Origin of the sequence: Vibrio penaeicida, assembly GCF_002933855.1 — a bacterium.
Taxonomy (GTDB): Bacteria; Pseudomonadota; Gammaproteobacteria; order Enterobacterales; family Vibrionaceae; genus Vibrio; species Vibrio penaeicida_A.
Map to the genome: position 1 here is coordinate 355,235 of NZ_BFAQ01000011.1, position 17,887 is coordinate 373,121.

At 43.1% G+C, this 17,887-nt stretch carries 21 protein-coding genes; 16 read left to right on the plus strand and 5 right to left on the minus strand.

Features of this window, described 5'->3' with window-relative positions; translation table 11 throughout:
- Nucleotides 1-46: 46 nt before the first annotated feature.
- From lolA to serS, 3 genes are all read left to right on the plus strand, one after another.
- Nucleotides 47-652 (plus strand): outer membrane lipoprotein chaperone LolA, encoded by a 606-nt coding sequence (lolA, locus tag VPNCDNU1_RS05095; protein ID WP_104399346.1) that lies wholly within the window; start codon nt 47-49, stop codon nt 650-652.
- Nucleotides 652-1,998 carry a replication-associated recombination protein A gene (locus VPNCDNU1_RS05100; protein ID WP_104399347.1) on the plus strand — a complete coding sequence of 449 codons (1,347 nt, stop codon included), beginning with the start codon at nt 652-654 and terminating at the stop codon, nt 1,996-1,998. The genes lolA and VPNCDNU1_RS05100 overlap by 1 nt, the downstream gene beginning before the upstream one ends.
- Nucleotides 1,999-2,089: 91 nt before the next feature.
- The gene (gene serS, locus VPNCDNU1_RS05105) at nt 2,090-3,397 is read left to right on the plus strand and encodes a serine--tRNA ligase (RefSeq protein ID WP_104399348.1); all 1,308 of its coding nucleotides are present in this window, start codon (nt 2,090-2,092) and stop codon (nt 3,395-3,397) included.
- Between the two features lie 116 nt (nt 3,398-3,513).
- Here the strand turns inward: serS and bioA are convergent, their stop codons facing one another.
- Nucleotides 3,514-4,791, minus strand: a complete 1,278-nt coding sequence (gene bioA, locus VPNCDNU1_RS05110) for an adenosylmethionine--8-amino-7-oxononanoate transaminase (RefSeq protein WP_104399349.1) — start codon at nt 4,789-4,791, stop codon at nt 3,514-3,516.
- A 136-nt stretch (nt 4,792-4,927) separates the two neighbouring features.
- Here bioA and bioB point away from each other — a divergent pair, with 136 nt between their 5' ends.
- The 4 genes from bioB to bioD are packed head-to-tail and all read left to right on the plus strand — an operon-like array spanning nt 4,928 to nt 8,598.
- Nucleotides 4,928-5,980 carry a biotin synthase BioB gene (bioB, locus tag VPNCDNU1_RS05115; RefSeq protein ID WP_104399350.1) on the plus strand — a complete coding sequence of 351 codons (1,053 nt, stop codon included), beginning with the start codon at nt 4,928-4,930 and terminating at the stop codon, nt 5,978-5,980.
- Entirely contained in the window at nt 5,964-7,121 is a 1,158-nt protein-coding gene (locus VPNCDNU1_RS05120) for an 8-amino-7-oxononanoate synthase (protein WP_104399351.1), read from the plus strand. The genes bioB and VPNCDNU1_RS05120 overlap by 17 nt, the downstream gene beginning before the upstream one ends.
- Nucleotides 7,118-7,924 carry a malonyl-ACP O-methyltransferase BioC gene (gene bioC, locus VPNCDNU1_RS05125; RefSeq protein ID WP_104399352.1) on the plus strand — a complete coding sequence of 269 codons (807 nt, stop codon included), beginning with the start codon at nt 7,118-7,120 and terminating at the stop codon, nt 7,922-7,924. Before VPNCDNU1_RS05120 ends, bioC begins: the two co-directional genes overlap by 4 nt.
- The gene (bioD, locus tag VPNCDNU1_RS05130; RefSeq protein ID WP_104399353.1) at nt 7,918-8,598 is read left to right on the plus strand and encodes a dethiobiotin synthase; all 681 of its coding nucleotides are present in this window, start codon (nt 7,918-7,920) and stop codon (nt 8,596-8,598) included. Before bioC ends, bioD begins: the two co-directional genes overlap by 7 nt.
- 45 nt (nt 8,599-8,643) lie before the next feature.
- Here the strand turns inward: bioD and VPNCDNU1_RS28785 are convergent, their stop codons facing one another.
- Nucleotides 8,644-8,811 (minus strand): hypothetical protein, encoded by a 168-nt coding sequence (locus VPNCDNU1_RS28785; protein WP_167404720.1) that lies wholly within the window; start codon nt 8,809-8,811, stop codon nt 8,644-8,646.
- 360 nt (nt 8,812-9,171) lie between these two features.
- Here VPNCDNU1_RS28785 and htpX point away from each other — a divergent pair, with 360 nt between their 5' ends.
- The 9 genes from htpX (at nt 9,172) to VPNCDNU1_RS05175 (ending at nt 16,279) form a co-directional block, all read left to right on the plus strand.
- A complete protein-coding gene (gene htpX / locus VPNCDNU1_RS05135) occupies nt 9,172-10,038 on the plus strand; it encodes a protease HtpX (RefSeq protein WP_104399354.1) in 867 nt (288 codons plus the stop codon).
- 214 nt (nt 10,039-10,252) lie between these two features.
- Entirely contained in the window at nt 10,253-10,672 is a 420-nt protein-coding gene (locus tag VPNCDNU1_RS05140) for a nuclear transport factor 2 family protein (RefSeq protein WP_104399355.1), read from the plus strand.
- Nucleotides 10,669-11,403 (plus strand): SDR family NAD(P)-dependent oxidoreductase, encoded by a 735-nt coding sequence (locus VPNCDNU1_RS05145; RefSeq protein WP_104399356.1) that lies wholly within the window; start codon nt 10,669-10,671, stop codon nt 11,401-11,403. Before VPNCDNU1_RS05140 ends, VPNCDNU1_RS05145 begins: the two co-directional genes overlap by 4 nt.
- A 16-nt stretch (nt 11,404-11,419) precedes the next feature.
- Complete coding sequence (locus VPNCDNU1_RS05150) at nt 11,420-12,697, plus strand: NAD(P)/FAD-dependent oxidoreductase (protein ID WP_104399357.1); 1,278 nt, start codon at nt 11,420-11,422, stop codon at nt 12,695-12,697.
- Entirely contained in the window at nt 12,694-13,452 is a 759-nt protein-coding gene (locus tag VPNCDNU1_RS05155) for a DUF1365 domain-containing protein (RefSeq protein WP_104399358.1), read from the plus strand. The genes VPNCDNU1_RS05150 and VPNCDNU1_RS05155 overlap by 4 nt, the downstream gene beginning before the upstream one ends.
- Entirely contained in the window at nt 13,446-14,675 is a 1,230-nt protein-coding gene (locus VPNCDNU1_RS05160) for an SAM-dependent methyltransferase (RefSeq protein ID WP_104399359.1), read from the plus strand. Before VPNCDNU1_RS05155 ends, VPNCDNU1_RS05160 begins: the two co-directional genes overlap by 7 nt.
- Before the next feature lie 19 nt (nt 14,676-14,694).
- The gene (locus VPNCDNU1_RS05165) at nt 14,695-15,219 is read left to right on the plus strand and encodes a DUF2878 domain-containing protein (RefSeq protein WP_104399360.1); all 525 of its coding nucleotides are present in this window, start codon (nt 14,695-14,697) and stop codon (nt 15,217-15,219) included.
- Entirely contained in the window at nt 15,216-15,767 is a 552-nt protein-coding gene (locus VPNCDNU1_RS05170; RefSeq protein ID WP_104399361.1) for a chalcone isomerase family protein, read from the plus strand. Before VPNCDNU1_RS05165 ends, VPNCDNU1_RS05170 begins: the two co-directional genes overlap by 4 nt.
- On the plus strand, nt 15,764-16,279 hold the full coding sequence (locus tag VPNCDNU1_RS05175; RefSeq protein ID WP_104399362.1) for a DUF3833 domain-containing protein: 516 nt from the start codon (nt 15,764-15,766) through the stop codon (nt 16,277-16,279). Before VPNCDNU1_RS05170 ends, VPNCDNU1_RS05175 begins: the two co-directional genes overlap by 4 nt.
- A 98-nt stretch (nt 16,280-16,377) precedes the next feature.
- Here VPNCDNU1_RS05175 and rsmS read toward each other — a convergent pair whose 3' ends face one another.
- Genes rsmS through VPNCDNU1_RS05190 form a run of 3 tightly spaced genes read right to left on the minus strand, consistent with a single transcriptional unit; the run spans nt 16,378 to nt 17,875 of the window.
- Nucleotides 16,378-16,551: a pleiotropic regulatory protein RsmS gene (rsmS, locus tag VPNCDNU1_RS05180; RefSeq protein ID WP_104399363.1), complete on the minus strand. Its 174-nt coding sequence runs from the start codon at nt 16,549-16,551 to the stop codon at nt 16,378-16,380.
- Nucleotides 16,548-17,099: a primosomal replication protein gene (locus VPNCDNU1_RS05185; protein WP_104399364.1), complete on the minus strand. Its 552-nt coding sequence runs from the start codon at nt 17,097-17,099 to the stop codon at nt 16,548-16,550. Before VPNCDNU1_RS05185 ends, rsmS begins: the two co-directional genes overlap by 4 nt.
- Nucleotides 17,096-17,875: a sulfite exporter TauE/SafE family protein gene (locus VPNCDNU1_RS05190; RefSeq protein WP_104399365.1), complete on the minus strand. Its 780-nt coding sequence runs from the start codon at nt 17,873-17,875 to the stop codon at nt 17,096-17,098. Before VPNCDNU1_RS05190 ends, VPNCDNU1_RS05185 begins: the two co-directional genes overlap by 4 nt.
- Nucleotides 17,876-17,887 lie beyond the last annotated feature (12 nt).

Consider the following 17,887-nt stretch of genomic DNA (forward strand, 5'->3'; position numbering starts at 1 on the left):
AAACGTTGTCCAATTCGTTATCGGTATTAGTTTGAAGAGATTTTAAATGAAAAAATGGCTTATTCTGTTCACGTTTAGTGTGTCTGCAACCGCTGTGGCATCACCTAAATCTGAATTAAGTGAACGATTGAGTAAAACAGACGGGTTCAGCGCAGCGTTTTCGCAAACGGTGACAGCGCCTGATGGCGAAGTGATTCAGCAAGCAAATGGCACAGCGGATATTGCACGTCCAAGCATGTTTCGTTGGTCGACAATGGAACCAGATGAGACAGAGCTTGTTTCTGATGGTGATGTGGTTTGGTATTACGAACCTTTTTTGGAGCAGGTGAGTATTTATAACCAAGAGCAAGCAACGGGACAGACACCCTTTGTTCTGCTTACACGAAATAGACAAAGTGACTGGGATAACTACCGAGTTGCTCAAAAAAATAACCGATTCACCCTTGAGCCTGTTTCGGAAAATTCCACACAAGGGCAATTCATCATTGATGTGACCGCCAAAGGTAAAATAGAAGGTTTTTCTGTTGTCGAGCAAGACGGCCAAACAAGCCAATTTACCTTTAATTCGATCAGTATGAAGACACCAGCAAAAGAACGATTTACTTTCACACCACCAAAAGGTGTTGAAGTCTATGATGAGCGTGGCAACTAATGAGTAACTATTCGCTCGACTTCTCTGGTGACGAGGACTTTCGGCCTTTAGCCGCACGTATGCGACCAGAAACCGTCGAGCAATATATTGGTCAGCAACATATTCTGGGCGAGGGTAAGCCTCTCCGTCGTGCCTTAGAAGCCGGGCATTTGCACTCCATGATCCTATGGGGGCCGCCTGGCACTGGAAAAACGACATTGGCTGAAGTCGCGGCCAATTATTCTAATGCGGAAGTTGAGCGCGTTTCTGCGGTGACCTCTGGTGTTAAAGATATCCGTATTGCCATTGAAAAAGCGCGTGACAACAAAGTTGCAGGCAGGAAAACCATCTTGTTTGTGGACGAGGTACACCGCTTTAATAAAAGTCAGCAAGATGCCTTTTTACCCCATATTGAAGATGGCACCGTTACTTTCATTGGTGCTACAACCGAAAATCCTTCCTTTGAACTGAACAATGCACTTCTTTCAAGAGCGCGAGTTTATAAGCTGTCGTCGTTAAAAGAAGAGGACATTCTCGATGTTCTAAACCAAGCGCTGTCTGATAAAGACAGAGGGTTAGGTAAAGAGTCGGCAGAATTCGAAGAGGGTGTGTTAGACCGATTATCGGAATTGGTTAACGGTGATGCTCGAATGTCGCTTAATTATCTCGAATTGTTGTTCGATATGGCGACAGAGACAGATGATAGGAAGCAAATTACATTAGCATTACTTGCCGAGGTGGCAGGGGAAAAGGTCGCCCGTTTCGATAATAAAGGCGATATTTGGTACGATTTAATCTCTGCACTCCACAAATCTATTCGAGGCTCCGACCCTGATGCGGCTTTATATTGGGCAGCAAGGATGATAAGTGCGGGTTGCGATCCATTGTATGTTGCTCGTCGGTTGCTTGCTATTGCATCTGAAGATATTGGTAATGCTGATCCAAGGGCGATGCAAGTTGCGCTATCTGCTTGGGACTGTTTCTCTAGAGTTGGACCCGCAGAGGGTGAGCGAGCCATTGCGCAAGCTGTGGTGTATTTAGCCTGTGCACCCAAAAGTAACGCGGTATATAATGCTTGGAAACAAGCATTGCGAGATGCGCAAAATCACCCAGAATACGAAGTTCCCCCACACCTACGCAATGCGCCGACCAGCCTAATGAAAGATCTCGGTTACGGAGAAGAGTACCGTTATGCTCATAATGAGCCAGGTGCTTATGCGGCAGGTGAGCAATATTTCCCCCCTGAAATGGCAGAGACTCGTTACTATTTTCCGACAAATCGCGGCTTAGAGACCAAAATCGGTGAAAAGTTAGATTATCTCTCCTCTTTGGACGCAAAAAGCCCACAAAAGCGCTATGAAAAGTAGCGCTTTTTGGATATCTTTAGCGAGATAATTTTCTCAGTAGCAGGACAGCCTGCTACGTCTTCAAAACAAACCAAAAGGCATAGGATTAGCAATGCTGGATTCTAAATTACTTCGAACTGAGCTGGATGAAACAGCTGCAAAATTAGCACGTCGTGGCTTTAAGCTGGACGTAGAGACAATCCGTCAACTTGAAGAGCAACGTAAGTCCATTCAAGTAGAAGTTGAAAATTTACAATCCTCACGCAATTCCATCTCCAAGCAAATTGGTCAGAAAATGGCTGCTGGTGATAAAGAAGGTGCCGAAGAGATTAAAAAACAAATCGGTAATCTTGGTAGTGAATTGGATGCTAAGAAAATTGAGCTGGCTGACGTGCAATCTAAACTGGAAGACATTACGCTTTCAGTGCCTAATCTACCAGACGATTCTGTGCCTGATGGGAAAGATGAAAACGACAACGTAGAAATTTCTCGTTGGGGCGAACCAAAAACTTACGATTTTGAAGTGAAAGATCACGTCGACCTTGGTGAGTTAAGTGGTGGTCTTGATTTCGCAAGTGCGACCAAAATCACTGGCGCACGTTTTATAGTGATGAAAGGGCAGTTTGCTCGCCTTCACCGTGCTATTGCGCAATTCATGCTTGATCTTCATACCGACGATCATGGTTACTCTGAAATGTATGTCCCGTACCTTGTGAATGCCGACAGCCTATACGGTACTGGTCAGCTTCCTAAGTTTGGTGAAGATCTTTTTCATACAGAGCCGTTAACTGAAAAAGTAAACGATGAAGAGCCTCGTAAACTGTCTCTTATCCCTACGGCAGAAGTTCCAGTAACAAACATGGTTCGCGACACAATCACAGATGAAGCAGATTTGCCGATTAAAATGACGGCACACACACCGTGTTTCCGTTCAGAGGCTGGTTCTTATGGTAGGGACACTCGTGGTCTCATTCGTATGCACCAGTTTGACAAAGTTGAGTTGGTTCAAATTACTAAGCCAGAAGATTCAATGGCAGCGTTAGAAGAACTGACTGGTCACGCGGAGAAAGTACTTCAGCTACTTGAACTGCCATATCGTAAAGTGATTCTATGTACTGGGGATATGGGCTTTGGTGCTCGTAAAACTTACGATTTAGAAGTGTGGGTTCCTGCTCAAGAAACCTATCGCGAGATTTCGTCTTGTTCGAATACTGCTGATTTCCAAGCGCGACGTATGCAAGCTCGCTTCCGTCGTAAAGGTGAGAAAAAGCCGGAACTTGTTCACACGCTGAATGGTTCAGGTTTAGCTGTTGGTCGTACGATGGTCGCTATCCTAGAAAACAACCAAGAATCAGATGGTCGTATTGCCATCCCTAGTGTGCTTCAGAAGTACATGAACGGCGCGACTCACATCGGATAATTGGGACGCAGATCGGTTGACTAGCCGGTTAACAAAACCTAAATAGGAAATTGAAAAAGCTGACTTTGTGTCAGCTTTTTTGTACTTGTTACTTAGAATCGTGGCTATTTTTCAAATTATTGAAAGCAGCTATCTATATCGAGTGCGCTTGAAATGGCACCTATCAGCTTTTCTATATGCTTTGGTTCACTAATGTACGGAGGCATTAGGTAGATTCGATTCATAAAAGGGCGGATCCAAACACCTTGGTCAACGAAATGCTTCTGAATTGACTCCATGTCTACATTCTTGTGAGTTTCAACGACGCCTATAGCGCCTAACCATCGAACATCTTTGACGCGTGTGTGATGCTTTAGAGTTGGTAGTTTTTCGGTAAACAGAGCTTCAATCGCCGAAACCTGTTGCGACCAGCTTCCGTCTTCTAGCAACCCTAAGCTTGCATTTGCAACCGCACAAGCGAGTGGGTTCGCCATAAAGGTAGGACCATGCATAAAGCAGCCCGCTTCACCACCGCACACTGTATCAGCGACTCGCTTAGAGGTGAGCGTGGCTGATAAAGTCATGTACCCACCCGTTAGGGCTTTACCTACGCATAGAATGTCGGGGAGGACATTAGCGTGCTCACAGGCAAACATCTTCCCAGTCCGGCCAAACCCCGTGGCGATTTCATCTAGAATCAACAGTACATCATATTGGTCGCAAAGATTACGCACCTTCGATAGGAACCGGGGGTGATAAATATTCATTCCCCCTGCGCCTTGTACTATCGGTTCAAGGATAACCGCTGCAATATCTTTGTGATGAATTTTTAATTGCAGTTCAAAGTCACTGACATCTGTGGCGTCCCAAGGTTCGAAAAAGCCTGTCTTTGGGTTGTCGGCGAACAAATGTTCTGGCAAGAACCCTTTATATAAGCTGTGCATGGAGTTATCTGGGTCGGTGACAGACATAGCGGCAAATGTGTCGCCGTGGTAACCATTTCTGAGGGTGAGGAACTTGGGGCGATTTTGACCTTTAGCGTGCCAATATTGCAGTGCCATTTTTAAGCTAACTTCCACCGCAACGGATCCTGAGTCCGCTAAGAACACATGCTCCATGTTGTTAGGCGCTAGATTCAGTAATTTCTTACAAAGGTTAATCGCTGGCTCATGAGTGATGCCACCGAACATCACATGAGACATCTTGTCAATTTGAGCTGTTGCGGCTTCATTCAATACTGGATGGTTGTACCCATGAATAGTCGACCACCAAGACGACATACCATCTATTAGCTTATTCCCACTCTCTAATTCGAGATGAACACCGTATGCACCTACTATGGGATAGCAGGTCAGAGGTGTCAGTGTTGATGTGTAGGGATGCCAGATGTGCTCTTGGTCGAAGGCTAAGTCCATAGCAAATCCTCTCTTTCTGTTGTTTGTTTTTTAACCAAGTGTAAACCCTTGTAGGGTTTGAAATGTTGACAGTCTATCGGTTGTAAGTACACTAGCCAAGTAGCAATTAACAATAATCAAAATTAAGGATACGCACGTGGAAGTTCGTCATAACTGGACTCATGCCGAAGTCAGAGCCTTTATGGATAAGCCTTTTATGGACCTACTGTTTGACGCACAGATTGTTCATAGACATTACCAACAGCACAATCATGTCCAAGTAAGTACATTACTTTCCATAAAAACGGGTGCGTGCCCAGAAGACTGTAAATATTGCCCTCAGAGTGCTCGATACACGACAGATGTTGAAAAAGAGCGTTTGATGGAAGTGGAGCGTGTATTGGATGCGGCTAAAAAAGCAAAAAATGCGGGTTCCACTCGTTTCTGTATGGGAGCTGCATGGAAGAACCCGAAATCACGTGATATGCCGCATTTAACAGAAATGATTAAAGGCGTGAAAGGAATGGGGCTTGAAACCTGCATGACGTTGGGTATGTTAACCCCTGATCAGGCTGACGAATTGGCAACCGCGGGGCTGGATTACTACAATCACAACCTTGATACCTCTCCAGAATTTTACGGCAGTATTATTACCACTCGTACGTACCAAGATCGCTTAGATACACTTTCTCATGTTCGTGATGCCGGCATGAAAATCTGCTCTGGCGGTATCATAGGTATGGGGGAAAGCGTCAACGATCGAGCTGGTCTGCTCGTCGAATTAGCGAACTTACCTGTTCACCCTGAAAGTGTTCCGATTAACATGCTGGTTAAAGTAAAAGGAACACCACTAGAAAGTGTGGATGATGTTGACCCGTTTGACTTCATTCGCCTAATTGCAATTGCACGCATTATGATGCCAATGTCCGCTGTTCGTTTATCTGCTGGTCGCGAGAATATGAATGAGCAAATGCAAACGCTTTGCTTTATGGCTGGTGCGAATTCCGTCTTTTACGGTTGTAAGCTTCTTACTACACCTAACCCTTCTGAAGACAAAGACATGCTTTTGTTCAAAAAGTTGGGTATCAATAGCCAAGCCGTTAGTCAAAAACCGGATGAAATTGAAGAGAATGAATTATTAGACAGGGTTGTTGAGCGTGTTGCTGCTCGACCTGCTAAAGACGATTTATTCTATGATGCAAGCGTTTAGACAAAGAATACAGCACCAGCTAAAACATAGAGAGGAGAACGGCTTAACTCGTCGCCTCTCGACTTTATCTGGTGGTAACAGTGTTCGGTTTAAGCTTGGCGATCAAGCTTACGTTAATTTTTCCAGCAATGATTACCTAGGGCTAGCCACAGACAAATCGCTGATTAAAGCGTGGCAAGAAGGCTTGGGTCAATATGGTGCGGGTAGCGCGGCATCTCCTCTTGTAACGGGATATTCGCATGCACATCGTTGTTTAGAGGAATCATTGTGCCGTTGGTTAAGTTTTGATAGAGCCATCTTGTTTAGCTCTGGGTTCAGTGCTAATCAAGCTGTTTTGTATTCTTTGCTTGAGAAAGGTGATTGGCTGTTTCAAGACAAGCTGAATCATGCGTCATTAATAGAGGCGGGGATGCACAGTCCTGCGATGATGAAGCGCTTCAAACACAATGATGCCGACGATCTCAAACGCTTATTAGCCAACAAAGAGAATGCATTGATAGTGACGGAAGGTGTATTCAGTATGGATGGTGACAAGTCCCCACTTACCCACCTTAGCCAAATTGCCACTGCCTCTAACAATGTATTTATGGTGGATGATGCCCACGGTATCGGAGTACTGGGTGCTGAAGGGCAAGGTAGCTGCTATGCCGCTGGGGTTCATCCCGACATTTTGGTGGTGACTTTTGGAAAAGGAGCGGGGCTATCTGGTGCGGCTGTATTGTGTGATAACGAGATAGGCGACTACTTGACCCAGTTTGCACGACATCATGTTTACTCAACAGCAATGCCGCCTTCTCAAGCGCACGCCCTAACTCATTCTATAGATATGATGCGAGAGCAAGGGTGGCGCAGGGATAAATTAACCGAGTTGTCCGGAATTTATGATGGAATACTTTCCGAAGTCCCTGGATTCGTTCGCACTGAAACACCTATAAAACCTTTTATTTGTGGTGATTCTAATGCGGCTCTTGAGTGTGCAGATTCGCTCAGAGAGCAAGGTTATTGGTTAACTGCAATTCGTCCACCCACTGTACCCAATGGTCAAGCAAGACTTCGTATTACGTTAACGGTGAATCACGGCAAAAAAGATGTGGTAGAAATGGCAAGCAAAGTTAAACAAGTAGTAGTGAGTCGTACATGATAGAGCACGCAATAATCATCTCTCATTCTCAAGCCGACAAAAAGGCGATATCTGAATCGTTTAGTCGTGCTGCCAGTACATACGATCAACATGCTGAGTTTCAGCGTCAGGTTGGTCAACATCTTCTAGAAAGAATGCCTTCTGATCTCACCGGAACTAAGGTTCTCGATTTAGGGTGCGGGACCGGGTATTTTGCCAAACTTCTCGCATTGCGAGGGGCCAAAGTTATTGCTGCAGATCTGTCTGACGCTATGCTACGAGCGACCGCATCACGTTGTGAACAACTGGATGTAAGATGTGAACTTGTGGATGCAGATGCTCTGCCGTTTTCAGATGCCAGCTTTGATTTCGTATTTTCAAGTTTAGCGCTTCAATGGTGTGATGACTTGTCTTTGCCACTTCGAGAAACCCGTCGTGTTTTAAAAAATGGCGGTCGGGCGCATTTTTCTACCTTACTAGATGGCTCTTTGCTTGAGTTGAAAAACGCTTGGTCTAAAGTTGATGCATATCAACATGTCAATGAATTCCTAACGAGTAAACAAGTAAAACTTGCGTTAGCGCAAGCGGGGTGTAGTACTCATCAAATAGACTCATTTCCTATCACTTTGAGGTACCGCTCCGCTCTGGAGCTGATGAAAGACCTAAAGGGGATAGGCGCGAGCCATGTAGACGGTCGTGACGTAGGGTTAGTCACCAAGTCCAAGCTTATTCATGTGGATAAAGCTTACCGACAATTACATGCCCCTCAAGGTTTAATACCTGCAACTTATCAAGTTTGTTTAGGAGAGATTTCAGCATGCTGAATGCATTTTTTATCGCCGGTACGGACACCGAAGTGGGGAAGACTGTTGCTTCTAAAGCAATTCTTCAAGCTTTAAATGAGAAAGGACTATCAACTATTGGGTACAAGCCTATCGCTTCTGGTTGTGAAATAACCGAGCATGGGAAAAGAAACTCAGATGCATTGCACCTACAAGAAGCGTGCAGCGTAAGCGTTGATTATGATGACGTGAACCCTTTCGCAATGTATATACCAGCGTCGCCACATATTGCGGCTAAGCACGATAATATGAAGATTGACTATCGTGTTCTGAGCCAGAAACTGAATCAGCATAAAGAAAATGCAGAGGTTGTTTTGGTAGAAGGTGCGGGCGGATGGCGCGTACCAGTATCGGACTCTGATTGTTTGTCCACTTGGGTACAGCAAGAAAAGTTACCCGTTGTTTTGGTTGTTGGTATTAAGCTCGGTTGTTTGAGCCATGCCATGCTTACTGCTGAAGTAATAAAACATGATGGTTTAGAGTTGGTAGGGTGGGTTGCCAATCGTATTAATCCAGGAACTGAGCATTATGCTGAAATCATCAAGATGCTTGAAGATAAGCTACCAGCACCGAAGCTCGGAGAAATTCCTTATGTTCCCGGACCTAAGCGAAGAAATATAGGCAAATACATTGACGTATCGCCATTAATTGAATGAAAAAACGGCTGCGAATTTCGCAGCCGTTTCTTTAATAATACATTACTACTTTTCAGCAGATAGACCCATCAATGCTTGCTGAGTATCAGTGATCTGCCGTTGAAGCTGAGTATCAGATTTCAAACCTAATTGCTCTCTTGCTTCATCTTCAGTCAAGCCTAAGTGGCAGCAAAGCATATCAATAGCCATCTGAAAATTTCCGTTGTCATTCATGTTTCCATTCTCCGTGGATATTATGTATTTGGGGACCGCTTTTCCGACCCCAACACTTTAGAACTTGTGACACCTGACAGCAATAAGACTATGGTCTAATACTTTTTAAGTGATCTGATCAGTGTGCTTTAACACCTTGATGTTTCAAAAGATGGTCATCTATTCACATATACCCCCTTTTAGACATCAAATGTTGCAATTTTGCTCTTAACCTTGTTTTTAAAATTTAAGACTATATGTATATGTTACATTCTGAGGTGTAATGGTTAGTTGAGTTAGCTCTCAATCATTAACCATAATGTCTTAGAGTATGACTAACCAAAGAGTTAGAAAAATTATGCTTCCTATTGGAGAAAATAAATGAAGCGAGTGATGTTGTTCTTGGCAACCAATTTAGCCGTAATATTGGTGCTAAGTATTGTATTGAACATTGTTTATGCTGTTACTGGAGTCGCACCTGGTAGCCTGTCTGGTCTGCTTGTAATGGCAGCCATATTTGGTTTTGGTGGTTCCTTTATTTCGCTGTTGATGTCTAAAAAAATTGCCCTACGTTCAGTAGGCGGTCAGGTCATTGAGAGCCCACGTAACGAAACTGAGCATTGGTTGTTGGAAACGGTTCAACGTCAATCACAACAAGCGGGTATTGGTATGCCGCAAGTTGCGATTTATGATTCCGCAGATATCAATGCATTTGCGACAGGTGCAAAGCGAAATGATTCGCTCGTCGCTGTTTCAACTGGGCTCCTTCATAGCATGACGCGTGATGAAGCTGAAGCGGTGTTAGCGCACGAAGTAAGCCATATTGCGAATGGTGACATGGTAACCATGACGCTAATGCAAGGTGTAGTAAACACGTTTGTTATCTTCTTATCCCGTTTTATTGCCAATATTGTGGCTTCGAATAATGATGAGGAAGGAGAGGGTGGGTCGAACACCATTACGTATTTTGTCGTGTCTATGGTGTTGGACTTGGTGTTTGGCTTTTTGGCAAGCTTTATCACAATGTGGTATAGCCGCCGTCGAGAGTTTTATGCGGATGCGGGGGCAGCGCAACTTGTCGGCAAACATAAAATGATAGCTGCATTGGAGCGGCTAAAAGTTAGCAATGAATCAAAATTAGAAGGTTCAATGATGGCTTTTGGTATCAACGGCAAGAGCTCCATCTCTCAATTGATGATGAGCCATCCACCGCTAGATAAGCGTATTGATGCATTACGCCAAAGCTAGAGGCTAAAGGTTCTAGAACCTATTGAATATATAACGAAAGGTCCAGTTTCTACTGGGCCTTTTTTGTTTGTGATCCATTTTCATTTTCTCATCGTAAACAAATCTGACTGTAAAAAGTTATACAAAAATATATTTGTACAACTTTTATAGCTATATTAAATATGTACAAAAAATTATTTTGTACAATGCAATGGGTGTCATTAGTGAGGTAGAGATGGATATTGGTCAAGTGGCGGATTTTTACCGTTCATTAAGTAAACATAATTTGGAATCGGTAAGAGACCTCTACCACCCAAATGTCGTGTTCGAAGACCCTGCGCATCGCTTAGAGGGTAATGAGGCTCTTTATGATTATTTCGAAAACCTCTTTGCAAATGTTGATCAATGCGAATTTCAGATCCACAACCATCACCAAGCGGGCAGTACTGGCTTTATCGTTTGGACGATGATGCTGAGACACCCAAAGCTTAATCGTTCAAACCCAGTTGAGGTTGATGGGGTTAGTCAGATTTCTTTTGAAGACAATAAGGTTGTTTATCATCGAGACTATTTCGACCTAGGTTCAATGCTCTATGAACAGATTCCCGTGCTAGGTGCTGTTGTTAGGAAAATAAAAGCGGGGCTGGGGCAATGAGTCAGCAGGTAGTGTTGATCACGGGAGCAACATCTGGAATAGGGCTTCAGCTTGCCAAGGATTATGCATCCAGTGGTTTTAAAGTTTGGGCTTGTGGTCGAAATCATGAAAGCCTTACTAATTTGGAAGCTTTTTCTAACAACATCCAAACGTTGCAATTCGATGTTACTGACCTGGAACAGGCAAAAGCTGCGTTGTCAGGTCTTATTCCCAAACCCTCTATCTGGATAATGAATGCTGGCAGCTGTGAGTACATTGATGATGGCGAAATAGACGCAAAGCTGTTCCAGCGAGTATTAAACGTCAATGTAATGGGTGTTGTGAATTGCATTGAAGCGTCTCAATCTCAAATTATTCAAGACGACCATTTGGTTATCGTGGGCTCCATCGCGAGCGAGGTGGCACTGCCGAGAGCAGAAGCTTATGGGGCATCGAAAGCAGCAATTAATTATTTGGCGAGAAGTCTCGCGTTACCAATGAAACAAAATGGCGTTGACGTTTCGATGGTGTTTCCAGGCTTTGTAGAAACGCCTTTAACGGACAAAAACGATTTTCCAATGCCGATGAAAGTCAGCGTTGAAAATGCGTCAAAGCGTATTCGTGCAGGTATTCACTTGCGTAAAGAAAATATTTATTTTCCACGTCGATTCACGATGTTTTTGAGGTTAATAGGAGCTTTGCCGTATTCATGGCAGCGCTTGTTCATCTCCAAATGGGTTACTACGGCTTAGGGTTGAAGGACAAATCATGAAAATAGCAATAATAGGATCAGGTATTTCGGGATTAACATGCGGTTATTACCTTCACCAAGAGCATGACATTACTGTTTTTGAAGCAAATGATTACATAGGTGGGCACACTGCCACTGTAGACGTAAGTATAGAAAACGAGTCCTACTCAGTTGATACGGGTTTTATCGTTTATAACGACAGGACTTACCCAAACTTCATTGAAATGATGAACGAAATTGGGGTCACTGGCACACCGACTCAAATGAGTTTTAGCGTGAGTAACCTGAGTAATGGTTTAGAGTACAACGGTCATACTTTATCGACGTTGTTTGCCCAAAAACGAAACCTTCTGAACCCGAGGTTTTATTGGTTTATCTATGAAATATTGCGTTTTAATAAACTCGCTAAAGAAGCGGCGATTCAACCTCATCATGGAGAACAAACACTAGGCGACTTCCTTTGTCAGCATCGATTTAGTGATTATTTCTCCGACAATTATATTCTTCCTATGGGTGCTGCAATTTGGTCATCCACTTTGGCGGATATGCGTGGTTTCCCTTTACCATTCTTCCTTAACTTCTTTTTGAATCATGGATTACTCGATATTGTAGATCGCCCTCAGTGGTTTGTGATTGATGGTGGGTCTAGCGCGTATATCGATCCTTTGACTAAAGGATTCAAAGAAAAGATACGTTTGAATTGCGCAGTAAATTCTGTTGAACGAAATCATAACGGTGCTCTTATTCAATCTTCTTTTGGAACTGAGCATTTTGATGCCGTTATTTTTGCTTGTCATAGTGACCAAGCGTTAAGAATGCTTCAAGATCCGAGTAATAAGGAAAATGACCTGCTTTCTAAAATGGAATATCAGGCCAATGAGGTAACGCTGCATACCGATACAAAGCTGCTACCGAAAAGCAAAGCAGCATGGGCTTCATGGAATTATTTGCTTTCAGGCCAAAATGGTGATCAAGAAGCGCTTCCTTCGCTAACCTACAATATGAATATCTTGCAACATATAGAGAGCGAAAAGACATTCTGCGTTTCGTTAAATTCGAACGATAAGATAGACCCAGAAAAAATTCTCAGAACATTTACTTATCATCACCCTGTTTTTACTCAAGATTCCCATATTGCTCAAAAGCAAAAATCCAGTATTGATGGATTCAATTCTACTTGGTACTGCGGAGCGTATTGGTACAACGGGTTCCATGAAGATGGTGTTCGAAGTGCGTTGGATGTCGTTGAAGGTATTCGTTTACTAAGCAGTGCTTCAGAGAAGGAGGTTGCATGATTTTCTCTAGTTGTATGCTAGATGGTGAAGTGACTCATAGGCGATTTTCTCCAATAAAACATAGCCTGCGTTATCCACTCTTTATGCCGTGCCTAGATCTAGATGAGATTGATGTTCTAAAAGAAAAACTTATTGGTTTTGGTGACAAGGCGTGGCATTGGGCTCGATTTCGAAGAGAAGACTACGTAGGCACTGGAGATCTAAAACTGGCAGTTCAGAACAAAGTGTTTGAACTGACTGGTGTGAGGCTGAAAGGTAAGGTGAAAGCGGTTTGTCATTTGCGTTACTTCGGTTTCTACTTTAGCCCGGTCAATTTTTACTACTTGTATGACGAGGCAGGAAACTGGAAATATTTGCTCGCGGAGGTAAGTAATACGCCATGGAATGAATGTCATTACTATGCGATCGACTCCAACGCAGGTACTGAAAGGGAAAACTGGCGTCATGATAAAGAATTCCATGTATCCCCTTTTAATCCCATAGACCAGGAATATGTATGGTCACTCAAACCTCTAGATAAAAAGTTAATGATTCATCTGGAGTGCCATCAGGAAGAAAAGGTATTTGATGCTTCTATGGCAATGAATGCTAAACCTTTGAACAGAATGACTCTGATTAGATATTTGCTGAAAACCCCCATTATGGCATTAAAAATCGTCACTGGTATTTATTGGCATGCCCTTAAATTGTGGGTTAAAGGTGCAAAAGTTTATTCTCATCCAAATAACAAAAAGAAGGAGACACCCTCATGCTAAATAGCCGTTCATATGCCTCTGAAGGTGTACTTAGTGTTCGTCAACAAGCTTATCGTACATTAATTTTTAGAATGCTTTCTCAATTAACGACTGGACACATAACAATCACGGAAAGCTTTGGTGAGCGGGTGGAGTTTGGCGACAGCTTGTCTGACTTACACGCTGTTATAGAAATTCATGAACCTAAGTTTTATGAAAGACTTCTAAAAGGCGGCAGCATCGCTGGAGCCGAAGCGTATATGGATGGTTGGTGGGACAGCCCTAATTTGACAACCGTAACGCGTATTATGGCTGAAAACCTCGACACGTTAGATGCTGTTGATAGCAAAGTGAGTTGGATTCAAAAGCTAACCTTGCAGTTTTCGCATTGGCTGAATCGCAACTCTTTGTCGCAATCAAAAGAGAACATAGAAGCGCACTATGACTTAGGAAACGATCTTTATCAGCTGTTTCTTGATGAAAACATGTTGTACTCCTCTGGTGTATACAAAACGAAAGATGATTCGTTAGCTGCGGCGCAAATCAATAAGATGGACAGGCTTTGCAAGCAGCTCCAGTTAAATGAAAATGATCATGTGCTAGAGATCGGTACTGGTTGGGGCGGAATGGCGATTTATATGGCTTCCCAATACGGTTGCCGTGTTACAACCACGACGATTTCTGAAGAGCAATATCAATATGCTAAAACGTCTATCTCTGAAGCGGGGCTAAACGACAAAATCACGCTACTAAAGAGAGACTATCGTTTACTTGAAGGCGAGTTCGATAAGGTGGTCTCTATAGAGATGATAGAGGCTGTGGGTAAACAGTATCTATCTTCTTATATAGAAAAGTGTTATTCGCTTTTAAAGCCGGACGGGTTACTCGCTATTCAAGCCATCACCATTGCTGACCAAAGATTTGATAAATACAGTAAAGAAGTCGACTTCATTCAAAAATACATCTTCCCTGGCGGATTCTTGCCGTCGGTGACGCACCTTATGGACCAAATGACGAATAACAGTCAATTTGTGATCAGAGACTTATATGACATAGGGCAAGATTATGCCCGTACTCTTTCTGACTGGCATTACGCATTTAATCAATCTTATTCTCAAGTTATTCAGCTTGGCTATGACGAGCGTTTTGTACGTATGTGGCGTTATTACATGAGCTATTGTGAAGGCGGATTTCTTGCCAATACCATCAGTACCGTTCATTTAACTTTTCATAAAGTTCGATAAGTAACCTATAAGTGGATAGATGATGCTTAAGTCTTTGTACGATAAAAGTAATGGGTCTGTACTCCTGAGCAGTTTATGGTTTCAGATACTTTGGTTTTTTGCTGTTATCGGCCGAGAAGATACGCTCTTTTGGCTGATGTCTGGCAGCCTCATTACCTTGATTTACTGTGTCTACGAAGAAGCTCAAAAACTTAAGCTCGTTATTGCAATTAGCTCTGTTGGTATTGTCATTGACTTTCTTAACTGGCAAACGGGCTTATTTACCTTCTCTAGCGATGCATTTCCGGTTTGGTTGCTTTTACTATGGGGTTTATTTGGTTGGTACGCCGTTCAAATGACCGCCATAGTGAACCGTACTCCTCGCTACCTCGTATTAACTCTGGTGTCTGTATCCGGTGGGCTTAGTTATTTTGCTGGGCAACGGCTTGGTGCTGTGGAGTGGACATTTGGCGTTCCCTTGACACTTTCAGTTTTGTTTTTGGAATGGTTTTTGCTCGCTTATTTTGTAACCACATTACTAAGCTCTCGCTGGGGGAAGTTATGAATAAGTACATCGGATTTCTAGTTTTAAGTTTGTTGATGACGGCAAATGCCCAAAGTTCTACTCCAACCTCTCAAGATGATCAGAACTGGGATGGTTGGAAAACAGTTGGGAAATCGAGTTTGAGTTGGCTCTTTTTTGATATTTATAAATCAGAACTTAAAACGCCCAGTGGAGTATACGAAGAAAGTACGGATGTTTCCCCTCACCCGATGGCATTGCTCATTAATTACATGAGAGATATCCCCAAGCAGCAGTTACTCGATGCAACACAAGAGCAATGGGAGCATCTAGGTTACAGCGCAGAGCAGCAACAGAACTGGATTTTAACACTATCGGATATTTTACCGGATGTCAGTAAGGGGGAGCGATTGGTGTACATTTCAGATGGAGAGAAAGGGCAATTTATCTTCTATGATTCCACCAATCAAACGACTCATTTAGGTGATATTACAAACGAACAATTAAATGATGCCTTCTTATCCATTTGGTTTTCACCTAACACTGAATATCCAAAACATCGTAGACAATTACTGGGAAAGATTAGATGAGAACAATCCTGACACTTTGGCTTACCGTTTTACTTAGTGCTTGCACTGCCGATGTTGAAGAATATCGCCAAGTAACGCCAGATTTTGATTTGTTTGGTTACTTTCAAGGCAACACCAAAGCTTGGGGAATGATTCAAGATTACACAAAAAAACAAACCCGACGATTTTCTGTTGACCTTTCAGGGGAGGTCAACGGAAATACGTTGGTGTTAGTAGAAGATTTTATTTTTGATGATGGCGAAAAAGATCAACGTATTTGGACTATCGAACGCCAAGAAGACGGTCGGTTTACAGGCGAAGCAGACGACATTATTGGACAAGCCGTCGGGATTCAGGTTGGCAATGCTTTGCAATGGAAATATGACTTTTTGCTTAAAGTAGATGGATCTGAGTTAGAAGTACATTTCGACGATTGGCTTTATCGACAAGACGAGCGTCATGTCTTCAACCGAACGTCGATACGCAAACTAGGATTAGAAGTCGCTGAAGTCACAATATTCTTCCAGAAGTAACAATTTTATTTCAAACGCACATGTTTTATTTCAAACGCATATGTTTTATATGAACGCTACGACACGATTTTTCTGAAAGAGTCGATTTGATAAACTTGTTATTTACTGTCTTTAGTTAAATGCTTTTTTTGAAGGTCAGACTTAACAATCTCTAGTGCCGCCAGAGCGGTTTCAATATCCACTTCGTTAGACTCCAACAAATAGATGAGATCAACAGCCAGCTTGATTTCGTCTGGTGCGGTGTCTAATGGAGAAGAATTGGAATGATTCATACTTGATTGCGCTCTCTATAGGTAATTTGGTTTTCAATTTTTAGCTTAGATTCTTGGCAGCGTTTAAGGCGTTGCTCTGCCGCTACTAGCGTTTGTTGAGCCTGACTCTGCATATACGCGGGAGCTGACTCAAGCGCATTAGATTTTTCGACTACGAGCTCTTTTAACCGGCGTTCCCATTCTTGATGTTGCGCCATTTCCTGATAGAGCTGATTGATTGGCTTCTGAAAGTGACTTGAATGTTTGATTTCACTCTTTCTAATGGTTTGCGTCGACAGTTCACGCTGTATGGCTTCGAGTTGAGAAATCATTTGAGCGGTTAAATGCTCGGCTCTTAAAGGTGTTAACCTTCCACTTTCTTGTTCTCTGATAATCGATTGAAAAGTTGATTCGAGCTCTTGGACACAAGGAACCAATAAACGCGCCTTACAGTGAAAAAGTCGTTCATCAAAAAGTGCCTGATGGTGTTCGCCTCTTTGGCGGTCAAGTTGTGCCGCTTGAAGGCTTAGCTGAGCAATATTTTCCTTCAGGGAACTGAAATTCTTCATAGGGTTACAAACCAAGCATCAAACGCCAGTTTACCAGCAAGTACAACCACGACAGTGACAAAAACAGGGCGAATGAATTTTGCTCCAAATTTGATAGCTGAATGAGCGCCTACGTAAGCGCCTACCATTAAGCATACACCCATCGTAAGACCTAATACCCAATTAATGTGCCCTAAGAAAGCAAACATAACTAAAGAGGTAAAATTACTGGTGAAGTTCATGGCTTTGGCCAAACCGGAAGCCAACAGAATATTCATCTTGTACAACGCCATACTACTTACTGTCCAAAACGCACCAGTACCTGGTCCTGCTACTCCATCATAGAAACCTAGAGTTAGGCTTTGTAGCCATTGTTTTTTCGTAAGGCTAGGGCACGGCTCTGGGGCAGCATTGTTTGATGCTTTCACTGGTTTGTGAAAGATCGTATACAGAGCGGTGATTAAAATAACAAGGGGTAGAACTTTCTCCAGCCACTCGGTGCTGATGGCGTCGACGGCAAAGGTTCCTATGGTCGCACCTATGAGTGTACCTATGAATGCCTTCTTCCAACATTCTGGTTTAAACAACCGCTTCTTATAGTATGTGATAGCGGCAGTCGAGGAGGCAAAGGTTGCCGCAAGTTTATTCGTTCCTAAGGCGATATGCGGAGGCAGACCTATTGATAGCAAAGCAGGGACGGTTAGCATTCCGCCACCGCCAGCTACCGCATCAATAAATCCTGCAAGAAATGCCACAAGAGCGAGAGCAACCAACATTGTTGGTTCTATAAATTCCATATGATTGCTTAT